Raw genomic sequence first — 25,463 nt, 5'->3', positions numbered from 1 at the left:
CGGTCGCGGATAAATTCTAGCAGCTACACGCAATTCACCATTACCGGTCCTGCTCTTCTGGCTGGTGCTCGCTTCGCACGAACACATCCAGCACTTGCGCTATATCGACCCCTGACGAGGATGCATTGCGTACCATGCCCCTCGATATCGCCGGGCGCATGGCTCCAATGACGCAGCATGCCCCGACGAGCGCTGCCAAGGCATTGCCGTCGTTCTCCGTCAATAGCTGCTCCGCCAGCGCTCTCACCCCTCGCGGAATCTGATCGACATCTACACCACCAAGCGACCATTGACGATTTTCTTCCGTCACGGCGACACCTCCCGTACTGTTCGATTTGACCATTGGCGACCGAGCTGGTGGAGCGGATCTCCCATGACCGCCGTCAGCACATGAGACATCCCGATCGCCGTCGCGATCGAGAGCGTTGCGGTCGCCGGGGCACCCAGGAATTGGCCAAGCGAGCAGTTGTACAGCGCCAGCACCGGCAGATGGATCAGGTAGAGGGCATATGAGATACCTCCTAGTCGGTGCAGCATCCGCCCTGGCCAGGTCACGGAACCGGCTCGCAGGGTCGCCCTTGCCACGATCCACCCGCACATCAACGCCAGCATGGCAGTCGCCACGCCATGCGTCGCCGGCGGCAAGATCGCCAACATGAAGGCCGCGACCGACATCCAGAACGCCGCTTCCATGTTGCCGATCGCCCGCAGGTGTTCCGCCAGACGCGGCCATGAGCTCGTCCCCATGATTGCTCCGATCGCCAGCCCGACCGCGATTGCATCGATGCGGAACGTCCAAAGCGTCCCGCCCCATGGCCGGAGCGTGAACGCCCCGACCACGAGGACGAGCCCGGCCAGCGCGACAAGCGCGGGCCGCGGTAGCAGGAACACCAGGAGCGGAGCCAGCAGATAGAATTGCACCTCCGCAGCGACCGACCAGAATGGCGCGAACGCAAAGGCGTTCCCGCATCCTGCGGCGCCCCCGAAACAGCGCGCCCAATGCAAATTCGAGATGAACGCGAAGGCCGCCTTCGCATCTTCAGGCTCAATGCCGCTTCCCGGCATGATCAATCCGATCGAGAGGATGGTGCCAACGCACCAGGCCAGTGGCACGATCCGCATGGCACGCCTGATATAGAAGGCCGAGGCTGCTTCGAGCGCTCCGCGCTCATGCCGCAGGCTTTGTAATGAGCGTTCCACCACCAGGCCGGAAATCACAAAGAACAGGTCGACCCCGACGCTCCATGCCGGCGCAAACAACAGAGGGGCGGCCGTCCCGCCTTCTCCGAAGACCGGCCCGACATGCGACAGCACCACCAGCCCGATCGCCAGACCTCGCAATTCATCCAGCCCCGATAGGCGAGTTTCTTGTTTCATCTAAATATCACGCTCGACAATTACTGATACATTGATTTAATCATAGGAGACAAAAGCGAGGCAAGGAATGCACGAACGCCTGACATTTGTCGTAGTCGCGGCTGCCCTTACCTTGGCGCCCCACGCTTCGGCTCAGTCGCTCACGCATGATCCGAACGCCTGGCGCGCCGTTGCCTATGCCGATCTCGAGCTCCCGAACTCGGAAGCTGTGCCCTACGCCTCGCTATGGGCCGACCGGCTGAAGAAGAACAACGACGTCTACGCGGCCAAAGGCGATACGCGCTTTGTGGTCGCCAACGCGCCGGCTTCCGAGAGTCACATCGTCGTGCGCAGCCCGACGAAAACCGTCGTCCTCTCGGTCCTGCACACGCTTGCCGGCTGCTCGCCCATCCGCACGGACCCCGTCGGCAATGCCACGCTAAAACGATGCCCCATGCGCTTGGCGATCTATCAGAATGGCCGATCCACGGTCGCCGACGCTGGCTCCGGCTGTTTCATCGAATATGGCGCGCAACCGAACAACGTCCGCCCCGACCTCGCTCGGAATGGTGCGATGGGTGCATATGATGTTCAGGCCAAAACCATTCGCGCTGGCATCGTATTCCAAGGTGAAATCGCCCCGGAATGCCAATTCCGGGTCCCTGTCCCGCAACCCTAGAGGAAGCAGCCCACGCCATTGTGTTTCGGCAACCTCGATATCCCGAAGGAGCGCAATCATGATCGACATGGAGAACCTGACGTTATTCAGGACACCAGCCTGCCACCGGCCATCGCCAACGGATCAATGCTTCCCTGGCGGCGCGCGATGCGCGGCCTTGACCGCGGCTCCTGGCGGCGGCCACGACGGTGTGAAGCTCAGGAGGTTTACCATGTCCACGCTTGCCGCCCTCGCGATTATCCCCATGTCTGCCATCTCCGCACACGCATGGGAGCCTCTAGGCTACCAGTCGCTCACGACCACAGACGCGCAACCGGCCATACAGACCGCATGGTCCGATATCATCGCCTCGAATGCTGCCTATTGGCGTGACGAGCTGCACAGAACCATTCCGGCCGGGCAGATACCGCCACTCGATATCCTGTCGAAGCCCATCAAAGTCGGATCGCATACCTTCATCGTCTCGATCGCCTCGACCCGCAAATGCGAGACTGGCGCAAACAACGCCAGCTCTTCCATAGAGCCTGGCCTATGCGAGGCGCGCATCATTGATCCAGTCAGCGGCAAAATCGTTGCACGCGCGGAAGCATGCTACGTCGATCTGTCCGATGACGATCGACCCCAGGCCAATCGTGACGATCGAACCGAAATCGACGTCAAAGCGAACGCCAAAGAGATCCATTTTCGTTCCTTCGTCGGCGGCACGAATTGGCCTCGATGCACAACCAGCGTCAAGCTTCCGTGAGGCACATCCTATGCATCGTCTCTATTCCAAACTCAGCCGCGTCCTTGCCGCCGGCCTTCTAGTCTGCAATTCGGTGGCGGCAGTATATGCAGCCGGCGCACAATATTGCGAGCGCACCGACTACTCCGCACAGGACATCACAGATGCCGTGAAGAATTCGTCCCTGCACGACGAGCTGAAAACCACATCGTGCAGCCTCGGCGGCCTCGGCCGCTTCGAATCCGGCGGCAACAAAGGCGTCTACAATGGCTCTTGCTGCACCGGCATTTTCCAGCTGAACAATACCAACATCAAAAACTACGCAGGCATGTCGCGTTCCGAGTTTGGCTGCCAATCCCTCCAGTTTCAGGTTGACACCTGGGCCAAGCTTACAAACGACGGCTATAACTCCGCGCCCGTCAAGCAGCTCATCCAGATGGAGACCTTCGACGGTCAGAAGGTCGATGCCTCATTTATTGCCGCCTGCATTCAATTGGGGACTGGCAATTGCCAGCAGATGGTTCGCTCAGGCCGCTGTAGCGGATTCTCCGATAGTAACGGGACAACGATCTGCGACATGGCGAAGAATGCCCGCTCCATGGCCGACGCCAGCTGCCAGGAAGGTGAAACGGCCGCGTGCTTGGGGCCGGGGGATTTCAATACAGGAGGCGACACAAAACTCGCCTCTGCCGCTCCTGGCCCGACAGGCAACGATATCAATGTCGCCTCTGGTCAGGTGTAACCCCATCTTCCCGTTTGAAGGCTACGCCATCCGGCCGCAGCCTTCAATGAGAGAGATTTCGCGACGAGAGCTTGCCAAATCCCCGTTTCAGATGGCTCGCCAGCTCCTGGCGCACATCATCTGGCCATTGCTCCATCGCAACGCAGTTCACTTCGGCCGCAACCAACGACCAGTACAACAGATCCGCGTGTCGTCCTTCGAACAGAGCCGCCACGATGAACTGTCCGATCACCAACGTGATCGTCTCGGGCTTGCCTTTCGTCCGCAGAAATTCCGAAACCTCTTCAACCCATGGTTTCGGGTGGCAATCGACGAACGCTGCCGCCTCCCTATAGAGCGCGTCGTCTCCTGCCACTTGCCAGATATTCGCCTGCATCGTGGACCCTTCAGCAAAATGATGCCACTGCATCGACGCTGGTGGATTTTCTGATGCCCGTCAAAGAAATATAAAATAGATTTGCTGCTTATCGTAGCAAATAAATCTACGCCCATTGTTTAGCATCTTCTACTTTTCTCGTATGCTACTGGCTTTTCCTGCGTCCCTTTTTGGCCGGAGGTAGCCGCTTCTTCTGGGAGGTTGCCCCAGCGGGGTTGGCTGCCTCTTTCAAAGAAAGTACACCACTGAACTCCGTCATTGAGCGCTTCACAGCACGCGTGGCCTCAATATGCCGCGCAATCTCGTTGAAGTTGAAGCCGAATAACGTCTCGATGTCCCGCTTCACGCTGTCGTCGTCACCAGTCCGACCGATCAGCGTCCACACCGGCACCTTCAGATGCCGTGCCAGACGCTCAAGAGTAACGAACGTCGGGTTCCCCTTCCCCGTCCGCAACTGGTAGAGCGTGCCACGTGAGAGCCCAGTGGCGTCGGCAAAACTCGCATAGTCCGCGTATTCGTTCTCGATTTGGCGAAGTCGCAGCGCGAGTAGGATCGAAAGCCAACCATCGCTGTCTTCTGTCTTGTTTTTAAAAATTGGCACGGTGCACTCCTGCCTTATTCGACCAGGATAAAGCCCAAATTTTATTAAAAAGTCCAGTGGTCGGCCTGGCCCCTGAGTCGGACGAGATGATGGCGCGCTACGCCATCAAAGTGTCGCGGCTCCTTCCTAATACCCTCCAAAAAGTGAACATATAGCTTTTGGTCCCCCGCTGGGTCGCCCCATAGCGAAACTTGAAGGCGCCACAACACCCTCGGTTCAAGAGCCGGCCTCTTGCGGCGGCCTGGCAAACTAGGTAAAGCGGCAAAAACTCGCGTTTTGCACTGCCGATCACGCTCAAAACGAGCCGACAAGGCTTCGTCCCGCAGAGTCGGCGAGAACCCAATCTTTGTCCTTTTCGAGCCCGAAACCACGCCGGGCAAATTATGCCGCACTCTGATCTGATGCCACTAAGAGCGGCACCATACCCCAGTCACAAAACGCGTGATACATACGGGCGCCATCCTGTCCCCGCTGATCATTATAATGACTTTCCGTTCGGGGTATTATAATGATCAACGTCGGGAATTAGGAGGAGCCATTGTCATGCTCATGAAGCTAGCGTTCACAATATTTGCCGGCGGCGTGCTCGCCTACTTCGCCCTGCCCGATCAGGAAGCTGGCCTTCACATGCTCGGCTTTTCCACAGCATTCTTGATCCTGTCCCTCGCCGGAGTCTGCGTCATCGCGTTTCTGACGCACAAACTAGGACGCTATCGTCTTCCCCCCTCGTTACAGCTGTCGCGCTGTGATGACGATCTTCCTTTACATGACGCTGCAAAGCCCGATCGCTCCCCTTGGTCGACATCCGGCGTCAACCCCAAGGATCCGAACCTCATCTGGCAGTACCGCCTCAACGATCGGCGCCTTGGCCGCTTCAAACTCTAACAGTCCCCACCGCGCCAGGAACCGCTCAATCACGCGCACAGACCGTCCGCCTGTTTCATCAGGTCTGCGATCTGCCTGATAGGTAACGCAAATGATTGGACGCTTTTGCGCAAGGCGACGTCCCGAGTTCCAAAAGGCTTCATGCGCCCAGTACCACTGCCGGCTCATCGTCAACGACCACTGGCGCCTGGCAATCCCGACCGGCGCTACCGGGCAAACAGCAGCGGCTTTCGGCTCCGCCCGGCAGGCAGGCTTTGGAATATCGACCGAACAACTGAAAAGCCGAAGCGCGTGCGGGGCTGCGCAGTAATTGGACCCAGCCAGGAAATAAAAAACGTGAGCAAGCGAAAGACCAGATGACGGCAATGATTGGATGCGGTTGGCGAGGGTCCGTGAGAGCGACGAAGCGCGGGCGACGGCTGGCGTACCCAGAGGGCAGGCTGAGCCTAGGGGCTTGCGCCTGGCGCCGGTGTTTGCGCTAGAAGCGACCGTTGACCGGGGCCGTGACCAGGGAGTGCGAAAAGGAGGAAGCGATGCTGAAGAAATTCGACATGGATCCGGGAACGGGCATTGTCATCGCAACAGTCCTCATTTTGGTGCTGTCCGGCGCCCGGCTTTTGAACCAGTGGGACAGTCTATCGTTTTGGCGAGAGCCGGGGCTGATCTCGGCTATTGTCCTTGGCTTGATTTCGGCGATTGCGCTAGCCGTCGCGTTCGTGGTCCGGCGACGGCCTCTGCAGAATGTACAGTATGATCCAACGCGCCGGGGACCGGTTATCGATTTGCAGGCGGATTCGAAGACTGACCAGCCTGGTTAGATGCGTTTCGGATATCGCGGAGGATGATGGCATTCGGATCGGGCACGTCGGCAAACTGCCACAGGCCAAGGTGCTGCTTTTTAGCGACCTCCTGCGCGACGATATAGGGAGCATGGACCGGAGCGCCGTTCGGAGTGACGGCGGCGAACGCCCAGCCGGTCGAGATCAGCGCCGTGCCGAGATCGATGCGAGAACCGGCCGCGGATCCTGAAGTAGGCTGTGCGACGCAGACGACGAAGCGCGTTTTGGTCGCGGCCTGCCAGGCGGCCGTGTAGCACTGAGGTTTGAGATCCCTGATAAAAGAGACGAGCATGGCAAGGCTTGCCTCCCCGCAATCGACACGCCCCCCTGCCCCATTTGTGAAATAAGTGCCTCGCAAGCAGGCTTGAACACCGTAGAGACGGTGGGTCTCGCCGGTATAGGTCCAGGTGTCGCCGGTGCTGAAAGATGCTGTGGCGGGGATCGGAAACCAGGGATTGGGTTTGTCCTCGGCCAGTGCCGGAACACTGGCGAGGAAGGCCGCGAGAATGCCAACGGCCGTGAAGCCCGGCTGCATTATTGGTACCTGCTCAGATTGAACCAGAACCGTTGTTTGCCGTCGGTCGTCGTGAGATCGAGATAGTTTGGCTCCGTCCTCTGCTCACGCGGCGTCACGGCCGATGTTGGACGCGTTCCGTAACCCGAACCTCTCGGGTTCGTGCCCCAAGAGGCATTCAGCGCATTCCGCGGAGCGCAGAATGCGCCGTTGCTGTCGGGCTTGTAGACAGTTTGTGAGCGAGAGCTGTTGTCGCTCCCGCTCGATTCCGCATCGGGCGAGACGGCGATCGTGCCGTCCGGGCAAGGTTTGAATTCCTCATATCCGATACGACCGGAACTGCCGGCCTCGGGGCACTGAGGCCAGGGCTCGCCATGCGCGACCACACGGAAAGCGCGCTCGACCGGAGGCACACATTCCCCGACGCTCGCCCAACCCTGCGGGTTGAGGATGCACAGCAAGACCTTGCAGCCAAAATCATCAGCATAGGCCGGCGCCGGGGACAGAGCCGCCAAGGTCGGCAAAATCACCACAACGGGAAGAACCCTGCTCATTTTCATTGTGCCAGCCTCAATTTCGGGATTGCAGTTCATCGAATCATTGTATTAATTCGATATCGTAAAATCGGCAACGGCGCAGGATTATTTTAGTGATTCGATCCCGCAAAACGGTACTGGCGGCGGCGGCCCTGGTGGTGTGCCAAGTGGCGTTTGCGAAGGAAGCTTCGCAGAAATTCCAGGACCAAGTTACGGCACCTGCCACGCGCAGCGTTAATGCTGCCGTCGACGTGAATGGCCGGGTGATGCCGGCCTATCAGGTTGAGAGCCAAGACGTGCAACGGATCGGTACGGCGGAAAGCACTGACGGCGCGGCCGCTACGGTGAAATCGACCAAGGCTGACAACCCCTGCCCCGGCGTCGCTGCCCTTTCGAAGGAAGAAGGACAGCGGATCGTCGAAACGGTCGCGCGCCAGCAAGGCTTTGCCCCGCCGCTTGTTCTCGCGGTTGCCCGGGCCGAAAGCCGCTTTGATTCCGGTGCTCTATCGCCCAAAGGGGCCTATGGCCTGATGCAGCTTCTGCCGTCCACGGCAGCAAGCTACGGTGTCGATATCTGCGATCCCGCGGATAATGTGAAAGGTGGGATAGGCTTTCTGCGGGATCTGCATCGCAAGTTTCCGAACCCGATATACATGCTCGCCGCGTACAATGCCGGCGAGGTCGCGGTTCTCAAATATAAGGGCGTGCCGCCCTACTCCGAGACGGTCGGCTACGTCGCTAACGTCATCAATGATTTCTACCAATGGCCATCGGTCGCGTCTGAGGCAGTGATGCCCGCAGGGGCGGTAAGCCTTGACCTGGCCAGATCGGCTGCGGCCGGTGCAGCGGATCAACGAAATGATCCGACATCCCGCATCAACTCCCGCAATGGCAGCACCACGAAGTCTCGCGAAGCGACGGCGCCGGTCTGGCAGGGCGGGATGGTGCAAAATTTTGACTGAGGAGAAGCTTTGATGACCTTGTTGAAGATGATTGCTGCACGCAGCGCCGGTTTGGCGATGCCGCTCATGCTCTTGGCAACGCAGGCCATAGCCGGGGGCGGAAATCTCCAGCCGGTGCAAAGCACGCTGCAGACGTTGGTGCAGACCTTGACCGGTCCGATCGCGACGGCTTTGGCGGTTCTGTTCTGCATTTTCATGGGCTTTATGGCCTGGGCGGCACGCCTGTCATGGTTTGTGGCCGGAAGCTGGGTTTTGGGTATCGTGCTGGTCTTCGGCTCGGCCCAGATCGTCGAATTCTTTCAATCCGCGGTCGGTAGGTGATCGGGATGGCAGACGGCCGGATCGATCCTGGCGAGCCCAAATTGTTGATCACTCCGCTCGTCAAGGGCTTGACCCGAGCGCCGACGGTGTTCGGCATTCCCTACGAGCTTGCGGGGTTCATCGGCGTGCTGACGGCCGTCGTGTTCCTCGCAACCCATAATCTGGTCATGCTCTGTATCTGCGGGCCGCTCTATGCGGTCGCCAGGATCGCGATCATGCGCGATCCCATGTTCATCGAGATCATGTTCATCCGTTCACGAAAGACGCCGCCCCGAAGCGCTAGCTTCTGGGGTGCGCGCAGTTATCGGGTGTGACCGTGGCAATCGCGCGGGCTCTTCGTGATGAACTGAGTTTCGGGGCCGTATCTCGTCGGGAAAACCCCGTTTCGGCTCACATACCCTATTCACGGCATATATCCGACGAGGTGGTCAAGACGCAGGACGGCATGTTGATGTCCTTCGTTCACATGAGCGGCCTGTGCTTCGAGACGATCGATATCGCGGAGATCAATTCGCGCCTGCTCGGCCGCAACGACCTTATCCGGGGATTGGCGAATTCCCGCTATGCGATCTACTCGCACATCGTGCGCCGCGAGGTGAAGCCGGCGATCGAGTCGAGCTTCGAAAATAAGTTCTGCCAAGAGCTGGACGCGCGATATACGGCGGCCCTTCGCACACAGCGCATGTTTGTGAACGATATTTACCTGACGATCGTGCGGCGCGAGCTGCAGGGCACGGTCGGGACAGCGGATCTTGTGATCCGCAAGCTTTTGGGACGCAGGGCGGCGGACGGTCGCTCTTCGAGCGAGGAGCGGGCGCTGATCGAACTCACCGACGTGATGAAAGCCGTCCGAGAGAGCCTGCAGGCGTATGGCGCGCGGGTTCTCTCCGTCGTCCAGCGCAATGACGTTTGGCATTCCGAGCCGCTGGAATTCCTGGTGCAACTTGTGAATGGCGGGTTTCCGCGGCCGATGGCACTGCCGCGCATGAAGCTCGCGGAGGCGTTGGCGACGAAGCGGGTGTTCTTCGGCCCGAATGCACTGGAAATTCGCGGGGCGTTCCCTAGCGAAACGCGATACGGCGCCATCATTTCGGTAGGCGAGTACCCCTCCATTACGGGACCGGGGATGCTCAACCCAATGCTGAAGGTGCCGCACGAATTCATCGTGACGCAATCCTTCGCCATCATCGACAAGCCCCAGGCGCTCACCCAGATGGAGCGGGTCGGGCGCAAGATCGACATGTCGGATGAAGCAGGCTCGATCGTGGGTGATCAGCTCGGTGAAGCGCGCAATGAGCTTCTGTCCTCGGAAGCGCTCTACGGCTTGCATCATCTGACGGTGCTGTGCCTCGGGAAAACCATGGACGACGTGGCACGCTGCGTAACCGATGTCGGCACGGCACTGACGGAGGTGTCCGCCCTGTGGGTTCGCGAGGACCTGAATTGTGAACCTGCGTTCTGGGCCACCCTGCCTGGCAATTTCGCCTATGTGGCGCGCAAGTCCATGATCTCATCAAAGAACATGGCGGGCTTCTCGGCCTTCCATAACTATCCCAGCGGCCGGACTGGCGGGGTTCATTGGGAGACGCCGATAAGCGTCCTCGAGACGACGTCGCAAACGGCCTACTTCTTCAACTTCCATGTTCGAGACCTCGGCAACTTCACCCTGAACGGTCCCTCGGGCTCGGGCAAGACGGTGCTGCTCGGCTTTCTTGCCGCACAGGCGCAGCGCATCACGCCGCGCCCCAAGCTGGTGATGATCGACAAGGATAGGGGCCTGGATATCTTCGTGCGGGCGCTTGGCGGCCGCTATGAGGTTCTGAAGGCCGGTGAGCCTTCCGGCTTCAATCCGTTGCGCCTGCCCGATATGCCGCGCAATCGGGAATTTCTCTTCCAGCTTTTCAGTTTCATGCTGCGTCGAGCCGACGGACACGCGCACTCGACGCGCGAGGAGCAAGTCATCCGCAACGCGATCGCCCAGGTGGCGAGCGCGCCGCCCGGAGGTCGGACCATGGAGGAGTTCGCGGAGCTGTTGCGCGGTGCGATGCGCGCCGGCGATGACGACCTCTATTCGCGCCTTCAGCCATGGATGAGGCCGGATCAGCGAGGTTGGTTGTTCAACAACGCGGAAGACTCGTTTTCGATGTCGTCCATTTTCGGCTTCGACATGACGAGCGTGTTGAGCGACGCAACGACCAGTACGGCGGCCTTGCTCTATATATTCCATCGCATCGAGGAGCTGCTTGACGGGCAACCGGTCATGATCTTCCTCGATGAAGGCTGGAAGCTCCTGGACAATGATATTTTCAGCTACTTCATCAAGGACAAGCTGAAAACCATTCGTAAGTTGAATGGCATCATTGGCTTCGGCACGCAGTCAGCGGCGGATATTGTGAAGTCATCGATCGCCAACACGCTGATCGAACAGACGCCGACCAATATTTTTTTCCCCAACCCGAAGGCCGACGAGGAATCGCACAGGGCGTTCGGGCTGTCGGAGCGTGAGATCAAATGGATCCGTGAAACCCCGCCGGAAGCCCGCAAATTCCTGATTAAGCATGATCAGGACAGCGTCATTGCGCGCCTCAATCTGGGCGCGATGCCTGACGCGATCAAGATCCTCTCCGGTCGAATTGAGACGGTTCAGGAGCTCGACGCGTTGCGCGCGCGCGTGGGCGACGATCCCGAGGTTTGGTTGCCAATCTTTCTTGGGAGGGACCCGGAATGAAGACCATCATGGGCGCGATGGTCGCCCTTGTGACGATTTTCGCGGCATCGACGGCCATGGCGGCCGTGCCGGTTTCTGACAGCCCGATCTTGTCGCAGCGGAGCGAGGACAAGGCCGACAAGGTTCAGATCAAGCTCATCCAGGAGGATACGAAGTCCGCCATGCAGGGCGTCAATTGCTCGGTAACGACACCCAAAAAGGCGCAGAATGTGAAGAGCCCGAAGGCTTCGGTCGATCCGGCGAGTGGCAGGGCGTCCCTGGAACAGGCCAATCCGGACATCAACGGCTCTTCAGCGTTCGCCTCGACCGGGTCGGGATCGGGCGCTGTCGGCGGCAATGCCGGCGAAAGGGGCCAGTTGGATATCATCGGTCAGGTTCTAGGGGGCATGAACGGCAGCATGTCAACGGTGGCCCCCAATAAGCAGTCCTTCGAGACCATGGGTCAGGATATCGGGACCGACAAAACGGTCATGGAAGCCTTCGACCGCAACAGCGGGATTCGCGCCCAAGGCGGGCTGACCTTCAACGAGGTGATCCAGGCAACCGGGTTCTTCGCCCAAGCTTTCAACGTGCGAAACATCGGCACTGCCACACTGACAAGTCGGGGATCCTCCGGCCTGGTGGTGCCCACTCCCCCGCCCCCGCCGCCTGGCTCGGGTGGCTCGACGAGCTGCCCCGGGGGTACGAGCGGCGGCGGCACGGCCGGCAACTCGTGCTGCCCGTCGACGGACAGCGTATGCACGGCGCCGCGCACGACCGACACGGTTGAAAACGTCTCGCCCATGCTTTCGCAAATCCAAAGGGACGCGAACAGCGCCCCCGTCACCATGACGACCGACGAACTGAGGTCGGCCGTCAAGCAATATCAGGCTCAATAGGAGAAAGCGCTATGCGTGGAATTCCGTTAACAGCGGCACTCTTGCTTGGCCTTGGCGGCATCGCCTTTGCGCAGGTGCCTACGATCGACGAGGCTAATCTGGAACAGGCTCGGCAGATTGCATCGGCCACGAGCGAGATCCTCAGCACCGACCGCAACATCATGAACTATACGCAAAAGACGCTCCAGGCCGTCACGGGCGACCGGTCGAGCCAGGCGGGCCAGCTCGCGCAGATGGCCTTGGGCAATGGCGGCTTCTCAATGGGGAGCGCGCCTTCGCTTGGTAGCGTGATCTCGGGCGGCTCGTTGTCGTTCGCAAGCCTCGGCAATGGATCGCAGGGCATCGTTTCGAACATGATCAACGGCTTGCAGCTGGTGAAAACCATTTCGGGTCTGATCAATGGCCAGACGACGCAGATGGATAAGAACTACAGCGCCCTGGTGAACGTCGCGGCCACGGTCACCGGGCTGGTGGACTCCTCGCAAAACGGGGTGAAGACCCGTTCCAGCGCTTTTCAGTCGGGCGCTCAGCGGATCGGCACCGCACAGGACATCAAGGGCTCGATCGATCAGAACAGCCAGATCATGGTGCAAACCGGTCTGACCGTGAACGAGCTGATCGGCGCGGTGAACACCGCTACGGCTGCAGCCAATCAGGAAAACATCGATCGTATGAACCTGATCACGCAGGCCTCGCGGGGGCTCGAATACAAGTCGGGCCAATGACGGTGCGCTTTCTTCTATCAGCGGCCGCCATTATTGGCGCTGTCGCGACCTCGGGATGCAGCCACAAGCCACTCAAGGCTCCGTGCTCTCGTGAGGAGGGACCGATGCAGCCACTGGCGTTCGCGGCGCTCGACCCAAAAACAGAAGCGGCGAAGCCATTCGAGTGTGGCCCGATGAAGGCACTCAATAGCGATCCATCTCTGTTTCCAGATGGGATGGCGAAAAAATGAACTTCAATATCACGACGCTTCTGCAACAGGTCGACAAGTTCGGCAACAACTATGTATCGCAAGCCTACCAGAACCTCGCGTCGGCCCTGACCGGCGGGGGACAGGTGGGTGTCGCCGGCCTGATGCTGACGCTGTACGTGATATTCTGGGCCATCAGCATCTGGCAGGGAACCTCGACCGGATCGGGAAAAGAGATGGTCTGGCGCCTGTTCCGCGCCTTCGTCATCTACGCTCTGGCGACGAGCTGGGGGGACTTTCAAACATATGCCTATTCGTTCGCGAATGAGACACCTGCCGCGATCGGGAACAGCCTTCTCACGAGCGTTTCGGCCAATGTGACCGGGACATCAGCCGGGCTGAACTCCGTCAACTCCGTGCAGACGGCCCTGCAAAACATCTGGGATTCGCTCGCCAATTCCACGTCTGCCTTTATCAAGAGCCTTGGGGTGTTGAACTTCGGCGGCTACGTGCTGGCGGCGATCATCCTTGTCGTCGGCGCGCTGCTCATCGGTTATGCGATCTTCCTCATCATCCTGTCCAAGATCTTTCTTTGGCTTTTGCTGGCGCTCGCGCCCGTGTTCATCATTCTCATGCTGTTCGGCTACACGACCCGGTTCTTCGCTGGCTGGATAGCCGCGATCGTTCAGTACATGTGTGTGCAGATTCTGGTCTACGCCTTCTGCGCCTTCTTCATCTCGATCACCCAGACCTATTTCGACGCGGTCAACCGGTCGAACGGTGCTGCGACAACGACTTTGACTGAAGCCGCGCCGTTGATCCTGATCTGCCTCGTCGGCGTGCTGCTGCTGTCGCAAATCACGAACGTTGCCGCCTCGCTCGCAGGCGGAATTGGTATTGGAACGCCCTCGTTTGGGCGGTTCTACGGCGGCGCTTTCGGAACAATGGGCCAAGCCGGTCAGCGGACGCTGATGGGACGCTTGGGCTGGAGCACGAGGCAGGAACGCTTGGCGGGTCGCGAGCGGGCGCGCGTGAGCCTCGCACAGAGAAAGTACGAGAATTCAGCGGAATATGCGCGGCTTTCTCGAAAGCTGACGGATCCCGCATAGGTTTGGGGCACCAATGAGCGATGTGAAGGAAAGCGCTGGGAGACCGGCGAAGGAAATCGAGTCTCCATTGCCGTACTACGTGGATGCGGCAATCTGGGAAAAAGATATCGCGCGGCGCAATCGCTGGTCGCGATCTCTGGCGTGGTGTGTGGCAACTGTCGCCTCGGTCATTGCCGTGGCAGCCGTGGGAGCGCTGATCCTTGCGCTGCCGCTCAAGACTTATGAGCCCTACATGGTGGTGGTCGACAAATCCACGGGGTTTGTCGAGGTGAAGCGGCCGCTGGCTGACGGTCCTTTGCAGCAGGACGAGTCGATGGGGATGTTCGATATCGTCCGTTATGTGAAGGCTCGCGAGACCTACGATCCGAAGGCGCTGAAGGACAACTTCGATCTCGCGCAATTGCTGAGCACCGGCGATGCCTCGAGGGAGCTCGTCGAGCTTTTCAGCCCGGCGAACAAGGTGACGAACCCCGTCGTGCTCTACGGGCGAAACACCGTCGTGGCTGTGACCGTGAAGTCCGTGACATTTCCCAACCAAAGGACCGCCCTGGTCCGGTTCATGACGGAGGAAAAGAGCCAGGCTAATACGGTGCAGCGGCATTGGGTGTCATTGATCCGGTTCCGCTACACCGGCGCGCCAGCCAAAAACGAGATCCGCTTTCAAAATCCGCTCGGTTTCCAGGTGCTCGAATATCGGCGCGATCAGGAGACGGCGCCGGCACCCACCCCGGAGAGCCCGCAATGAAGGTCGCTGGCATCCTGACGGCAATCGGGCTCGCCGTTTGCGCGGTCCAGCCTGCCCTTGCCGAACAGACCCCTCGGGCGGGATCTCGTGACAGCCGCATTCGCTTCGTCTGGTATCAGAAGGACGATGTGGTGTCGGTGCCGGCCAGCTATGGCGCCTCGACCATGATCGAATTCGGTGATGACGAGAAAATCGAAACCCTCGGCGCTGGCGACGTCCCGGCCTGGAGCATCGAGCCCAACAAGAAGGGCAACGTGCTCTTTGTGAAGCCGATCGAGAAGAATGCGGGAGGGAATCTCAACGTCCTGACGAACAAGCGCAGCTATGTGTTCTTCCTGAAAGGCGAGTTTCGGCCGGTTGCGCTACAAGTCTATGCGATCAAGTTCCGCTATCCCGAAGAGGCTTCGGACGCGGCGCTGATGGACGAAGCCCGGGCCAGGGCAGCACAACCGAACCGGCAAGGCTTCAAGGCCGAAAACGCCAACTCGTCCTATGCCTATAAGGGGTCGTCGGCAAATAAGCCGCTCGTGATCTACGACGACGGCGTGAAGACCTGGTTCCGCTTCGATCCGGCAAGGGAAGTGCCGGCGATCTATGTCGTCGATAGCGAGCGCAATGAGACCCTTGTGAATTATCGCCGCGAGGGCGCGTACATCGTCGTCGACAAGGTCAATTATCAGTGGACCCTGCGCAACGGCGACGAAGCAACCTGCGTCTTCAATCTGAGACTGAACAATGTGAACGAACCGACCGGGCTTGAACCTTACGAGCCACAGCGTGTCGGCGGTGGGACTGTTCCGAAAGTGAGGGGACCCGATGCCATCTCCCAATGAGTACAGAATGCTCGCTGAGGAAGGCACGGCGGTCGCCGCGCCAAAATTCGGGGCGAGCACATTCTTCAAGATCGCGGTGCCGCTGGGCGCGGTGGTCTTCGCCGGCTGGATGATCTATGCGGCGACGCGTGCGCCAGACAAGCCGCTGTTGACGGCGTCGGATGGCGAGGAGTTTCACACCACACAGTTTCCCGCACCTGGGCTCGATACGCCGCGTCCCCAGCTTGATAACGGGACCCTGAAAATTCCGACGGCTCCCGAGGAGCCGCCGGCCGCGCCGGCGCAGCCGCCGTCAACGATTGAGGCTCCCCCTCCGCCTCCGCCAGCATTGCAACCGCCTGCAGCTCCACCGCAGGTCCAGGACGATTCCGAAGCAAGGCGTCTGGCTGAGGAAGAACGACGAAGGCAGGAAGAAGAGGAGCGGCGCAAATGGGAGCGCCTGCGCGCCAAGCAACTCGTCGTCGATAGCGGCGATGCGCCTGGCAGTGCATCAGCACTGGGCGGCAATGGAACGAATGCAACGGCGGCCGGGAACACAAGCGAGGGCGAGGAGGATCCCAACCGGCGTTTTTTGGCACGGGCGAGCCAGAGCGGAGCGGATACATCGAAGGCCACGATGAACCCGCGCACGGACGCTCTGGTCGCCCAAGGGACGATGATCAAGGGCGTAATCGAGACCGCGATCCAGAGCGATCTTGCCGGTATGGTTCGGGCCGTCGTGTCGGAGGATGTGTGGTCGTTCGACGGTCGCAGGGTTTTGATCCCCGGTGGCTCCCGCCTTATCGGTGAATATCGCAGTGGCCTCGCAACCGGCCAAACGCGGGTGTTCATTGTGTGGACACGCCTGCTTCGATCGGACGGCATGTCGGTGCAGCTCGGTTCGACCGGCACCGACGAGCTCGGTCGCAGCGGCATGCCGGGCGAGGTCGACAACCATTATTTCGAGCGGTTCGGCTCGGCGATCCTTTTAAGTGTCGTGGGTGGCGCGACGCAGCTCATCGCCAACCTTGGCAACGACCAGAACGGGTCGAACACCAATCAGACCGATACTGATCCGCAGACCGGACAGACGGTGACAATCCAGACGCAACCCAACCAGTACATGCAGAACGCGCGCCAGATCGGCGCGCAACAGGTCTCACAAAGCCTCAACCGCATTGCTGAAGAGGCGCTTCGCAATTCGATCAATATCGCGCCCACGATCCATGTCGATCAGGGGTCGCGGATCATGGTGTTCGTGCGCCGCGACCTCGATTTTTCCGAGTTCTATCCGGACCCGGTACGCGAGGCGTTGACGGAGATACGACGTGAGCGGGCAGCAAAGAACCGTCTTTCTAAATAGGGCGCTGGAGCCAGTGCGGCGCTGGCTCGATGACGAGCGCGTGGTCGAAATCTGTGCGAACGGCCCTGGACGGGTGTGGGTCGAAATCGTCGGCTCCACCCATATGGAGCCCTTCGACGTGCCCGAGCTGGACCGCGCCGCGATCACATACCTCATGGAACGTATAGCGGCGTCATCGTCGCAATCGGTCAGCGAGGAAAATCCATTGCTTTCGGCCGCCCTCCCCGACGGCGAACGTTTTCAGGGCGTGCTTGCGCCGGCAACCCCGACAGGGGGCGCCTTCGCGATCCGCAAGCAGGTCGTGAAGGATATGCGCCTTGAGGATTACCGGAAACGGGGGGCGTTCGATACGATCTCCGTCCAGGATCCCGGCGAATTGAGCGAGACCGACAGCGCCCTTTGCGAATATCTCGACGCCGGCAAGATTGAGGATTTCATCGGCTTGGCCGTGCGGGAACGGTATTCGATGTTGCTTTCAGGAGGCACATCGTCGGGCAAAACGACCTTTCTGAACGCGATTTTGCACGAGGTGCCTTCGGATGAGCGGATCCTCACCATTGAGGATACGCGAGAGGTCAAACCACACCAGCCCAACTATCTGCCCCTCGTCGCGTCAAAGGGCGACCAGGGCCTGGCGCGCGTGACCGTTGAAACGCTGCTGCAGGCGGCCATGCGGTTGCGGCCCGATCGAATCTTCCTGGGCGAGATCCGGGGAGCGGAAGCCTATTCGTTCTTGCGCGCCGTCAACACGGGCCATCCGGGATCGATCACGACGATCCATGCGGACAGCCCGACCGGTGCGTTCGAGCAGCTAGCCTTGATGGTCATGCAGGCTGGGCTCGGGCTGAGCAAGGCAGAGATCATCGATTACGTGCGGTCTGTCCTGCCCATTGTGATCCAACAGACGCGCCGGGGCGGCTGGCGCGGTACTTCGGCGATCTGGTTCAACCGTATGACCGAATGGAGAGCCGCCAGAAAGGTTCCCCAGAATGTCTCGCGTATTCGCTTATAGGCTTTTCCTCGGTCTCATCGCCCTCCTCGCCTTCTTCGCCCTTTGGAGCCTGGCCTACGAGTTGGTGGCGACATGGCGGTGGAATCCCGCCCTCCCCTCTGAAGGCGCCTCACGCTGGGGGCTTCTAAAGTACCAGAACGCGCAACGCAGCCTAAGCGGCCTGTTCGTTGCCTGGCAGCATTTCAGCCAGCGCCTGGCCTATCATCCCACGCAGGGCGAGACGATCATCCGCGGCGCGATCGCGGCCGCGGTTGTCGTGGCAATCGGCGTCGGCCTGATCTTTGCAAGCCTGATCAACCGCAAGCCAAAGCACTACGGCGATGCGCGGTTCGGCACGATCATGGACGCCGAAAAGAAAAACCTGCTGGCAAAGCAAGGCTTGATCCTCGGCAAGATGGGTGGGGCGACGATCCGCTCGGATGATCCCGCGCACGTCCTGGTGGTCGGGCCGACCCGATCCGGCAAGGGCGTCAGCTTTGTGATTCCGAACGGTTATATGTGGCGAGGATCCTCGGTGTGGTTCGATCCGAAGCGGGAGAACTTCGAGGCGTTCGGTGCACACCGGCAGGCTCTCGGCGACAAGGTCTTTTTCTTTTCTCCCGGCGAGCGGGATTCGCATCGCTATAATCCGCTGGATTTCATCCGGCGCGATGCCCGCATGCCGACGGACTGCGCGGTGGTCTCCTCCTTCATCATCCCGGAGGCGACAGGAAGTTCCGAGATCTGGGCGCGCGCCGGCCGGCAGCTGCTTTCGGCCATGATCGGCTATGTGCTGACGTCACCACGCAATGAGGGGCAGCGTCATTTGCGCGCCGTCGCGATGCTTCTTTCGACCGGCGTAGACTTTCTGAGGGTGCTGACGAATATCCGCAATGACGAGGAAAAATATCTGCCTTCGTGGGTCGTGCAGGGGCTCAACCAGTTCATTGCGCTGGAAAAGGAAACGCGAAACTCGGCCTACTTCAACCTGACGGCGGCTCTCAATCCCTGGACCAATGACCTCGTTGCGGCCGCTACGGCGTCGACGGATTTCGATATCTCGAAGCTTCGCAAGGACCCGACGGCTCTCTTCATCGGCTGCTCGGTGGCGCAGCTCGACGTGTTCCGGCCCATCATCAAAATCTTGGTTCAGCAAATCCATGATGTGCTGATGGCTTCCTTGCCTGGCCCGGATGAGCCCTATCAGGTCCTGGTGATGATCGACGAGTTTCGCCAGCTCGGCAAAATGGAGTCTATCGTGTCCAAGCTGGCGATCAACGCGGGGTATGGCTTTCGCATGGTCCTTGTCCTGCAGGACCTCGCCCAGCTCGACGAGGTCTATGGAAAAGCGACGCGGCAGACCACGGTGTCCGCGTGCCAGGTGAAGCTTTTCATCCGCATAAACGACGTGGAGACGTCGGAATATGTCTCTGTAATGCTGGGACCGACCACGATCGAGGTGACCACACCGATTATCAGAGCCGGTCAAGGTATATTGGGCGCCCGAGACAAGAGTTTGAGTTATCAGGAAAGGCCGCTGCGGACGGCGGCAGAGCTTCGACAGATGCCAGCGAAGCAGGCCGTGGTTCTGGTCCCGAGCGCACCTGGTTTCATGGTGCGCAAGGTGACCTATTATCAGGACGCGCCATATAAGGCGACATATCAGCAATTTCGGCACCGGCGCTTAAAGGTTCCGCCTCTCTCCCAATGGCAGGATCTTCCGCTGCGCTCCATGGCGGACGTCGAAGCGGCGGCTAACACCGCGCCAGCGGCGCCTTTCGAGTTGCGGGAACCCGATACCGTCGAAGCGCCGGTTTCGGGCGATACAGCCAATGCCGATGCGGTGCCGCCGGCGACTGGTGCGGCGGCTAAAGGGGTTGATCCTGTCGAGTCAAAGCCGAAAGTGAATAGCGACAGCTCGGACGCACCGCGGGCGCTGCCAAGCCCAGGCCGTCGAGCGGGTGGTGAGGCTGAAGCAAAGAGTGAGGACACCGCTCATGCTACGGAGTTGAAATCGAAGCGGACCGATCAGACGGCCGATGATGCGCCGCGGCCGCTTCCCACCCTTGGCCGGCGATCGGCGCCGGCGGCATCAAACACGTCCGACCCGAGTGCGTCTGTGGGCAACGCCGGTGTCTTGCAATTCCAAGTCCGGCCGGGAAACAAGCCCATGTCTATCACCGCGTTGCTCGCATCGCTCGATCAGGAGGTGGAGGCCGACGCTCGTTCACTGTCGCCGTCAGTGGATAGCGAAGATGTCGACGGGGTGCCGTCAGCCGCTATTGAGGCGTTGCAGGATCAAATTAGACGTCACGGCGATCGCCGAACGTGAAATTCAGTTGAATACTAAGATCGATTCGTACGTTCGGTGCCGATGTCGAGTGTGAGAACAAAACGAAGGGTTCCCTATCCGATATTACGGGCGCATCGAACGGTTTCCTTGAGTCCTCGGTGGTATGTGTGAGCCCGCTGGCGAGGATCAGGCAGGATCGGCAAATCCGGTTCTTGGTGGGGACGTGAGCTGATTGCTGGTCCGTAAAATGCGATTGATTTTCACTCTAGCCAACCTGTATCAATACCGATACATTGCGCGCGATGAAGGTGATTGAATGGCTTGGAAGCAGCAGAGCGGATGTTCGAGCGTTTCCTGACGATGCGCGATAGAGGCCGGCTGGCAGCTCGAACTTGTCCAGCGCGGCGACGATGCCGACGACTGGAAACCTATGCAGATCGTAGGGGCCGGCGTCAGGGAAATCAGGGTTCGGGAGGCATCGGGAGCGTTTCGCGTCATCTATCTGGCAACACTAGAGGACCGTGTTTTGGTGCTTCATGCGTTCCAGAAGAAGACACAGGCCACATCCAGGAAAGACCTCGATCTAGCGGCTCAACGGCTAAAACGATGGAAGGCAGAACGATGAACGTAGAAATCTATGAGAACGTTTGGGATGCCCTGGCGGACACCGAACAGGAGGCAGCAAACCTTAAAGCGCGCTCGGCGCTGCTCTACGAAATCCGTAAGGCAGTCCAGCGTTGGGACATTCCTCAGGAGGAAGCCGCCAAGCGGCTCGGCCTGACGCGGCCTCGCACCAATGATCTGCTGCGCGGTAAGCTCGCCAAATTCTCGCTTGACGCACTTGTCAACATCGCGGCCTCCGCACACCTGGATATAGAAATCCGGGTAAAAGAGGCTGCATAATCACGAAGTGTCAAATCCCTCGTCTTTCCTCGGAGCACATTTTGCGTTTTGACGCGAGCGAGTGCCGAACGGAGCCCAGCCAGAGCCCGGCTTAGGGAACAACGAGCCCACGCAGTGCTGCATGACGAGGCAACTACTGCTTTTGCGGCTTCTGTGAATCCGGCTCTTCGCCTTCGACCGGAGCGGTGTTGATGCTCCTCGACTGCAGGCGCTGCAGTTCTTGGAGCCGTTCGCCTTTGACGATCTCGGGATCAAGCCGCTCGTTAGGATTCTGCGCCAATGAACGCACGGCTTCGCTTGCGGCTTGTGCCTCGCGGGCTTCCTTCGCAGCGATGCTTTCGGCGTTGCGCACCATTTCGCGGTCTTGTGCGACCTGCTCAAGCGAGGTCGGATCAGCCGATCCAGCTCGTTCGTCGCGGATCTCCTGCTCGATGGCGCGGTTGCGGATCTCGCGAGCGCGATCGGCCTCAAGCCGCTCAGCGGCCTCGATCTCCTGGGCGCGATGGATCAAAGCTTCGGCGCGCGCGCCGGCAACCCGATGGGCCTGGTCTTCACTGACATGCGTGACGCCACCTTCCTGCAGGGATTTGAGATCCGTCCGGATCGCAAGCAGCTCCATGGTGGGCGCTGCGCGCCGTAAGAACTCCGCTTTCGTCTGGCCGTTCATCATGGCCGCTGTCTTGTTAACGGTCTCGTTGATCTCTTTTAGGTTTTCCCGCATCTGGTCCGCGGTGGCATCTGAACTCATTTGAACACCCTTTCCATCTCGGATAGCGACCACAACAGTACCGGATCGGACGGCTTGCGTCATCCGATCATTGAAGTGACTCGCTATCGTGTTATCCGGCTGAGATGCGGCGACCGAGTGCCATTCCTGAAGGCCTGTCTGGGTGGCCTGCAGCTGGCGCGCCGAAATCGGAATCTTTATCGGGTTGGCCTTTGCGTAGTTGATCCGCTGGCGGGCTTTCTCGATGACGTGCGGGTTTGCACGGGCGTAGGCGCGGTCCCGCGCCTCCCTGCCCGGCCGCGGCTTCTCGGCCGTGGCCACTATCGGCTTGTCGCGCGGACCATAGCTTTGCGATGACGCCCGATAAGCCGCGGAAGTCGCGACGATTTTCATGCCCTGAGCTTGTGCGTGCTGGGCATAGAGCGCTCGCCATTCGCGAAGCTGGGCCGGGCCTGGTCGCAAGCGCTCTCCGTCCTCACCCTTCACGGCGACGATGGCATGCACATGAATATGGCCGCCCTCATCGGCCATATCGGCATGCATGCCGAAGGCGAATTTGTGATTGGGGAACTGCTCATGCAGGAACCCACGTGCGGCCCTCACCAGAGCTTGCCTGTCCTCGCCCGCCTTGGCCGACAGGATCATGTGCATGGTGTCGCGAGGCTTGTAGGAATTCAGGGTCTTGTCCCAGGACTGCGCGGTCTGCCGAACCGCCTCCTCAGACGCGATCGCGGCGCCGTCGGCGTCGATCGCCGCTCCGTCATGGGTAAGGCGCGAGAGCTGGAACACGACACCGGCTTTGCCGTGGCTGGGTTCCCCAATTGGCTTCACCGAAACGGCATCCTCCTTGACCCCAAGCGCCTCGGAGATTCGCGAGGCAATCATGACCCGGGTGGGGGCCGAGAACTGGCGATCCTGCTGGCGCCGATCGGAAAGGTGAAACCGATGCTTCACCTTGTCGTCCCCGTTCTCACCTTTCACGACGCTGTGTCCGGCCATGGTCGCGACGACGCGCGCGACGCTCGATCCGTCCTGCAGTGTGTCGATACGATAGGCGAAACCGTGGCCGGCGAAACCTGCCTGAACTGCCTGTGAAAGGCGCTCGGCATTCTCCTGCCCTGCCAGCGAAAGCTGAAACGTCGCCACATCCTCGCTCTCCCGCCGCTTGTCGAAACCCTTGCCCCACTGTTTCATTTCCTCGGCAACGGCTCCCTGCGTTGCCAGGATACGCGCGTCATGCGTCTCGAGCGCGACGCCCTCCTTCTGGATATATTGACCGATGGCGGCTGCCCTTGTGACGCCATGCCCGTAGGAAATCACCTTCAGAACGGCCGGCTGATACCCGGCCGCCAGTTTGTCGGCAGCGGCCCTCGGTGCAGGTCCGCCGGCGAGCTTGCGCCGCTTCGTTGGCAGGGCGAGGTTTAGTCGCCCGGCTTTACCGCGCGGCGGCTCCAGCTCCCCGGGAGACGAGCGCGGCACGGCCGGCTCAGGTGGTTGGCTTGCCCCGAAACCGCCCTCCCCCTTCCGGCCGCGAATCGTCTTGAGCAACCAATCATCGTCATTTCCAGCAAAGGACAACATAGCCTGATGCCGGCGCTTGCGGTTCTCGTCTTCAAAAGCTGCGCTCGCGCGAATCCGATCGGCGATAGCCTGTATAGAGGACTCGTCGAGGATCACGCGTTCTCACCATCCAGCAGATGCGCCGCCTTCCGAAGTTTCAGGCCATGCGCGATCGTCATCGCCGTCAATTCGGCGTCGACAGCTTTCAGCCTCTCATCCAGTGCTTCCCATATCGGCAACGCCGCCTCCATGGGGGCAGCGTGGCCGGAATGAATGGCATGGAGAAGCTGGCTGAGGTTTCGGCCGACCATCCGGACTTGCGAGGCCAACGCCGCGACAGTGCGTGAATTCTCAGCTGACAGAGCGGGACCGACATCCAGACTGGCCCGGATAATGCGCCGCAACGTCTCCGCTTGGTCAAGCTGGAACACCTTGCAGGCCTCATCCAGGAGCGCGCCCGTCTCCGGCCCGATATCGATCCGGGAGCGCTTTCGGGTGTCCTTGTGGGCGGCGCTGGTGTCCAAAATTCCTCGCTATGGCGCATGGGCCTCCCGTCGAAGACGGTCCAGGTCAAAGCGAAGCGATGACCTGCTCAGCCAATTTGGACCCAAATTGCGTATCTTGTCAATTCACCATGCAACATTATACTGATCCGATGACTCGCCAGTCCGGAACCAATTATGCATCCGGGAACATTGCACCGATGCGCAAATTCATATTATCACATAGGCACTTATGCGCCTTCGCACTTTGTTGCATCGGCGCATAGGCATAATGCAAGAAAGTCACTTTGGCGCCAAATCGCCTATGTGCCTTGACGCCAAAGTCGAACGCGAACATTGGGAAAAAACAATGCCGGAACAACGAGCGGTGCAAATCACAGTGGCCTCTCCCAAAGGCGGGGTAGGCAAGACCATGACCACCATCCTGCTCGCTGGCGAGTTCGCCGCCGCGGGTCATCGGGTGACGGTGCTCGACACCGATCCGCAACTGTCCGCGGTGGAATGGAGCAAAAACAGCCGCCGCGCGGGATACGCTCTTTCAAACATCGACGTCATCCCGATCAGCTCGACCGACGAACTTATCGATCGCCTCGCGCAATCCGACGCCGAGGACCTGCTGCTGGTCGATGTCCAGGGTACGGCCGTGGCCGCCCTCGGACCGGCCGTCGCCAACGCCGACTTCGTGCTGATCCCGACGAAAGCGCACGTCTTCGATGTCAAGCAATGCCTCGGTCTGATCCGGCACATCCGCTCGCTTGGCGGACGCCACCGCGAAATTCCCTACGCGGTGATGCTCAACATGGTTTCCGGGATCGAGCACAACACGATGGCCTTCCGCACAGCGATCCAGTTGCTGCGGCAGGCTGATGCCAGCGTGCTTGAGACCTTTTTGTCGCAGCGGCCGACCTTCGCCTCAATCGCAACCGCCGGGACGCTTTACGAAGTCCAGCCTGTGAACAAGGCCGTGCAGGGTGCTCGCGACCAGACGAATGCCCTGACCGCCGAGATCATCAGCAAACTGAACGGAGCCACCCCCCAATGAACGAGAAAAGCGATCGGACCGCAAACCAGCTGCCGCTGCCCGCCTTGAAACCGCGTGCCCGTTCGGATGATCCGTTCTCACGCAACATGGCTGCCATAGTGGAGTCCAGCATCAGCGAAACGGACAGCCTCGAGCAGCAGACGAGAACCCAGTCTGCCGGAGCGGCGAAAGCGAAGCTCGAAAGGCCAAAGGCAGACGGCGGGACAGCCCGGCTGCATACACGCATTCCGGTATCGCAGATGATCGAGCTGCAGGTCCATTGCGCGCGCAATAGAACAACCATGCAGGAGGTGGTGCAGGGCCTGATAACGGAATTCCTTGCTCGGCAGCCGAAGTAGCCAGACGCGCCAATCAGCGTCAA

29 protein-coding genes and 1 pseudogene are annotated in these 25,463 nt (G+C 60.1%); 22 read left to right on the top strand and 8 right to left on the bottom strand.

Annotated features, from left to right (window positions below):
- Positions 1 to 40 precede the first annotated feature (40 nt).
- Both ABVQ20_RS30520 and ABVQ20_RS30515 read right to left on the bottom strand, forming a co-directional pair.
- Positions 41 to 310, bottom strand: coding sequence for a hypothetical protein (locus ABVQ20_RS30520; RefSeq protein WP_354463394.1), 270 nt, complete (start codon positions 308 to 310; stop codon positions 41 to 43).
- Positions 307 to 1,377 carry an acyltransferase family protein gene (locus ABVQ20_RS30515; protein ID WP_354463393.1) on the bottom strand — a complete coding sequence of 357 codons (1,071 nt, stop codon included), beginning with the start codon at positions 1,375 to 1,377 and terminating at the stop codon, positions 307 to 309. The genes ABVQ20_RS30520 and ABVQ20_RS30515 overlap by 4 nt, the downstream gene beginning before the upstream one ends.
- 67 nt (positions 1,378 to 1,444) lie before the next feature.
- On the opposite strand from ABVQ20_RS30515, the gene ABVQ20_RS30510 reads away from it, so the two are divergent.
- Genes ABVQ20_RS30510 through ABVQ20_RS30500 form a run of 3 tightly spaced genes read left to right on the top strand, consistent with a single transcriptional unit; the run spans position 1,445 to position 3,501 of the window.
- Positions 1,445 to 2,035, top strand: a complete 591-nt coding sequence (locus tag ABVQ20_RS30510) for a hypothetical protein (protein ID WP_354463392.1) — start codon at positions 1,445 to 1,447, stop codon at positions 2,033 to 2,035.
- A gap of 58 nt (positions 2,036 to 2,093) precedes the next feature.
- Entirely contained in the window at positions 2,094 to 2,780 is a 687-nt protein-coding gene (locus tag ABVQ20_RS30505) for a hypothetical protein (RefSeq protein ID WP_354463391.1), read from the top strand.
- Between the two features lie 10 nt (positions 2,781 to 2,790).
- Complete coding sequence (locus ABVQ20_RS30500) at positions 2,791 to 3,501, top strand: hypothetical protein (RefSeq protein WP_354463390.1); 711 nt, start codon at positions 2,791 to 2,793, stop codon at positions 3,499 to 3,501.
- A gap of 43 nt (positions 3,502 to 3,544) precedes the next feature.
- On the opposite strand, the gene ABVQ20_RS30495 is transcribed toward ABVQ20_RS30500, so the two are convergent.
- Complete coding sequence (locus tag ABVQ20_RS30495; protein ID WP_354463389.1) at positions 3,545 to 3,877, bottom strand: hypothetical protein; 333 nt, start codon at positions 3,875 to 3,877, stop codon at positions 3,545 to 3,547.
- A 145-nt stretch (positions 3,878 to 4,022) separates the two neighbouring features.
- On the bottom strand, positions 4,023 to 4,478 hold the full coding sequence (locus tag ABVQ20_RS30490) for a helix-turn-helix domain-containing protein (RefSeq protein WP_354463388.1): 456 nt from the start codon (positions 4,476 to 4,478) through the stop codon (positions 4,023 to 4,025).
- A gap of 543 nt (positions 4,479 to 5,021) precedes the next feature.
- Here ABVQ20_RS30490 and ABVQ20_RS30485 point away from each other — a divergent pair.
- Both ABVQ20_RS30485 and ABVQ20_RS30480 read left to right on the top strand, forming a co-directional pair.
- Positions 5,022 to 5,363: a hypothetical protein gene (locus ABVQ20_RS30485; protein WP_354463387.1), complete on the top strand. Its 342-nt coding sequence runs from the start codon at positions 5,022 to 5,024 to the stop codon at positions 5,361 to 5,363.
- Positions 5,364 to 5,896: 533 nt separating this feature from the next.
- A complete protein-coding gene (locus ABVQ20_RS30480; protein ID WP_354463386.1) occupies positions 5,897 to 6,181 on the top strand; it encodes a hypothetical protein in 285 nt (94 codons plus the stop codon).
- Here ABVQ20_RS30480 and ABVQ20_RS30475 read toward each other — a convergent pair.
- Together ABVQ20_RS30475 and ABVQ20_RS30470 are read right to left on the bottom strand one after the other, a co-directional pair.
- A complete protein-coding gene (locus ABVQ20_RS30475; RefSeq protein ID WP_354463385.1) occupies positions 6,138 to 6,737 on the bottom strand; it encodes a thermonuclease family protein in 600 nt (199 codons plus the stop codon). The two genes, ABVQ20_RS30480 and ABVQ20_RS30475, sit on opposite strands and share 44 nt — an antisense overlap.
- Positions 6,737 to 7,309, bottom strand: coding sequence for a hypothetical protein (locus ABVQ20_RS30470; protein ID WP_354463384.1), 573 nt, complete (start codon positions 7,307 to 7,309; stop codon positions 6,737 to 6,739). The genes ABVQ20_RS30475 and ABVQ20_RS30470 overlap by 1 nt, the downstream gene beginning before the upstream one ends.
- A 56-nt stretch (positions 7,310 to 7,365) precedes the next feature.
- On the opposite strand from ABVQ20_RS30470, the gene ABVQ20_RS30465 reads away from it, so the two are divergent.
- From ABVQ20_RS30465 to ABVQ20_RS30395, 15 genes and pseudogenes are all read left to right on the top strand, one after another.
- Positions 7,366 to 8,214 (top strand): lytic transglycosylase domain-containing protein, encoded by an 849-nt coding sequence (locus ABVQ20_RS30465; protein ID WP_354463383.1) that lies wholly within the window; start codon positions 7,366 to 7,368, stop codon positions 8,212 to 8,214.
- Positions 8,215 to 8,226: 12 nt separating this feature from the next.
- Positions 8,227 to 8,535: a TrbC/VirB2 family type IV secretion system protein gene (locus tag ABVQ20_RS30460; protein WP_354463382.1), complete on the top strand. Its 309-nt coding sequence runs from the start codon at positions 8,227 to 8,229 to the stop codon at positions 8,533 to 8,535.
- 5 nt (positions 8,536 to 8,540) lie between these two features.
- Positions 8,541 to 8,849 (top strand): VirB3 family type IV secretion system protein, encoded by a 309-nt coding sequence (locus ABVQ20_RS30455; protein ID WP_354463381.1) that lies wholly within the window; start codon positions 8,541 to 8,543, stop codon positions 8,847 to 8,849.
- Positions 8,850 to 8,851: 2 nt separating this feature from the next.
- Positions 8,852 to 11,263 (top strand): VirB4 family type IV secretion/conjugal transfer ATPase, encoded by a 2,412-nt coding sequence (locus ABVQ20_RS30450; protein WP_354463380.1) that lies wholly within the window; start codon positions 8,852 to 8,854, stop codon positions 11,261 to 11,263.
- Complete coding sequence (locus ABVQ20_RS30445; protein ID WP_354463379.1) at positions 11,260 to 12,141, top strand: hypothetical protein; 882 nt, start codon at positions 11,260 to 11,262, stop codon at positions 12,139 to 12,141. Before ABVQ20_RS30450 ends, ABVQ20_RS30445 begins: the two co-directional genes overlap by 4 nt.
- A gap of 11 nt (positions 12,142 to 12,152) precedes the next feature.
- Positions 12,153 to 12,866 (top strand): type IV secretion system protein, encoded by a 714-nt coding sequence (locus ABVQ20_RS30440; RefSeq protein ID WP_354463378.1) that lies wholly within the window; start codon positions 12,153 to 12,155, stop codon positions 12,864 to 12,866.
- Positions 12,867 to 12,970: 104 nt separating this feature from the next.
- Positions 12,971 to 13,096 (top strand): hypothetical protein, encoded by a 126-nt coding sequence (locus ABVQ20_RS30435; RefSeq protein ID WP_354463377.1) that lies wholly within the window; start codon positions 12,971 to 12,973, stop codon positions 13,094 to 13,096.
- A gap of 104 nt (positions 13,097 to 13,200) precedes the next feature.
- Positions 13,201 to 14,163 carry a TrbL/VirB6 family protein gene (locus ABVQ20_RS30430; protein ID WP_354463376.1) on the top strand — a complete coding sequence of 321 codons (963 nt, stop codon included), beginning with the start codon at positions 13,201 to 13,203 and terminating at the stop codon, positions 14,161 to 14,163.
- A 13-nt stretch (positions 14,164 to 14,176) separates the two neighbouring features.
- A complete protein-coding gene (locus ABVQ20_RS30425; protein WP_354463375.1) occupies positions 14,177 to 14,908 on the top strand; it encodes a VirB8 family type IV secretion system protein in 732 nt (243 codons plus the stop codon).
- Positions 14,905 to 15,741, top strand: a complete 837-nt coding sequence (gene virB9 / locus ABVQ20_RS30420; RefSeq protein WP_354463374.1) for a P-type conjugative transfer protein VirB9 — start codon at positions 14,905 to 14,907, stop codon at positions 15,739 to 15,741. The genes ABVQ20_RS30425 and virB9 overlap by 4 nt, the downstream gene beginning before the upstream one ends.
- Before the next feature lie 76 nt (positions 15,742 to 15,817).
- Entirely contained in the window at positions 15,818 to 17,083 is a 1,266-nt protein-coding gene (gene virB10 / locus ABVQ20_RS30415; RefSeq protein WP_354463373.1) for a type IV secretion system protein VirB10, read from the top strand.
- Complete coding sequence (virB11, locus tag ABVQ20_RS30410) at positions 17,049 to 18,095, top strand: P-type DNA transfer ATPase VirB11 (RefSeq protein ID WP_354463372.1); 1,047 nt, start codon at positions 17,049 to 17,051, stop codon at positions 18,093 to 18,095. Before virB10 ends, virB11 begins: the two co-directional genes overlap by 35 nt.
- Complete coding sequence (locus ABVQ20_RS30405; RefSeq protein ID WP_354463371.1) at positions 18,073 to 20,406, top strand: type IV secretory system conjugative DNA transfer family protein; 2,334 nt, start codon at positions 18,073 to 18,075, stop codon at positions 20,404 to 20,406. The genes virB11 and ABVQ20_RS30405 overlap by 23 nt, the downstream gene beginning before the upstream one ends.
- Positions 20,407 to 20,669: 263 nt before the next feature.
- Positions 20,670 to 20,992 (top strand): annotated as a pseudogene (locus ABVQ20_RS30400) (type II toxin-antitoxin system RelE/ParE family toxin).
- Positions 20,989 to 21,270, top strand: coding sequence for a helix-turn-helix domain-containing protein (locus tag ABVQ20_RS30395; RefSeq protein WP_123170493.1), 282 nt, complete (start codon positions 20,989 to 20,991; stop codon positions 21,268 to 21,270). Before ABVQ20_RS30400 ends, ABVQ20_RS30395 begins: the two are co-directional and overlap by 4 nt.
- Positions 21,271 to 21,403: 133 nt before the next feature.
- Here the strand turns inward: ABVQ20_RS30395 and ABVQ20_RS30390 are convergent, their stop codons facing one another.
- Positions 21,404 to 23,674: a relaxase/mobilization nuclease domain-containing protein gene (locus ABVQ20_RS30390; protein ID WP_354463370.1), complete on the bottom strand. Its 2,271-nt coding sequence runs from the start codon at positions 23,672 to 23,674 to the stop codon at positions 21,404 to 21,406.
- Positions 23,671 to 24,081 carry a hypothetical protein gene (locus ABVQ20_RS30385; protein ID WP_354463369.1) on the bottom strand — a complete coding sequence of 137 codons (411 nt, stop codon included), beginning with the start codon at positions 24,079 to 24,081 and terminating at the stop codon, positions 23,671 to 23,673. Before ABVQ20_RS30385 ends, ABVQ20_RS30390 begins: the two co-directional genes overlap by 4 nt.
- Positions 24,082 to 24,364: 283 nt before the next feature.
- Between ABVQ20_RS30385 and ABVQ20_RS30380 the strand changes: the two genes are divergently transcribed.
- Positions 24,365 to 25,102: a ParA family protein gene (locus tag ABVQ20_RS30380; protein WP_354463470.1), complete on the top strand. Its 738-nt coding sequence runs from the start codon at positions 24,365 to 24,367 to the stop codon at positions 25,100 to 25,102.
- A complete protein-coding gene (locus ABVQ20_RS30375; protein ID WP_354463368.1) occupies positions 25,099 to 25,440 on the top strand; it encodes a hypothetical protein in 342 nt (113 codons plus the stop codon). The genes ABVQ20_RS30380 and ABVQ20_RS30375 overlap by 4 nt, the downstream gene beginning before the upstream one ends.
- The last annotated feature ends 23 nt before the right edge of the window (positions 25,441 to 25,463 follow it).

The sequence above is a fragment of the Mesorhizobium shangrilense genome (genome assembly GCF_040537815.1).
Classification (GTDB): Bacteria; Pseudomonadota; Alphaproteobacteria; order Rhizobiales; family Rhizobiaceae; genus Mesorhizobium; species Mesorhizobium shangrilense.
Note: the sequence above shows the minus strand (reverse complement) of the source record. Positions and strands in the feature narration are given on the sequence as shown.